This is a genomic window from Kitasatospora cystarginea (assembly GCF_039533515.1).
In the GTDB taxonomy this organism is placed as follows: domain Bacteria; phylum Actinomycetota; class Actinomycetes; order Streptomycetales; family Streptomycetaceae; genus Kitasatospora; species Kitasatospora cystarginea.
Map to the genome: position 1 here is coordinate 1 of NZ_BAAATR010000218.1, position 550 is coordinate 550.

Consider the following 550-nt stretch of genomic DNA (forward strand, 5'->3'; position numbering starts at 1 on the left):
TGTGGGCCTGCCAGGTCAATACCGCGGGCCAGGACGCGTCACCGGAAGGTTGGATGCTCACCCGACCACGGTAATGGACGAACGGGCACGGAGCACCGCTGGTTCGGGTTATTGCTTCGATCAGGGACCTTTTAGGGACTTCGATCGGCCCCGAAGATCTCGATGTAAGGCGTTTCACAACGGTTCTTCCGTAAGGAGCACGCCGCGGACCGAATAGTTGGCAAACGGTGTCGGAGTTCTCGAGTACCGTGCTTCTAGGTCGGTTCGTGAGGAAGGGTGCTGTGACGTCGTCGCGGAGCATGGTGGGTTTGTTTGCCGGTATCGGTGGTCTCGAGTTGGGGCTCTCGGAACATGGGTGGAACACCGAACTGCTGTGTGAAATCGATCCGGGCGCGCAGGCAGTTCTCCGTTCGCGTTTCGCCGACGTGCCGTTGCACGGTGACGTCACCAAACTTCGCGCGCTGCCCAGTGACATCGAATTGGTGGCCGCCGGTTTCCCCTGCCAGGACCTCTCTCAGGCCGGCAAAACGGCAGGCACCACCGGCGCACG

General features: G+C 61.3%; 1 protein-coding gene. It reads left to right on the forward strand.

Annotated elements, in window-relative coordinates; genetic code table 11:
- Positions 1 to 281: 281 nt before the first annotated feature.
- Positions 282 to 550, forward strand: a 269-nt coding sequence (locus ABD369_RS40930; RefSeq protein WP_344641713.1) for a DNA cytosine methyltransferase, incomplete at its 3' end; no start/stop codon positions are given.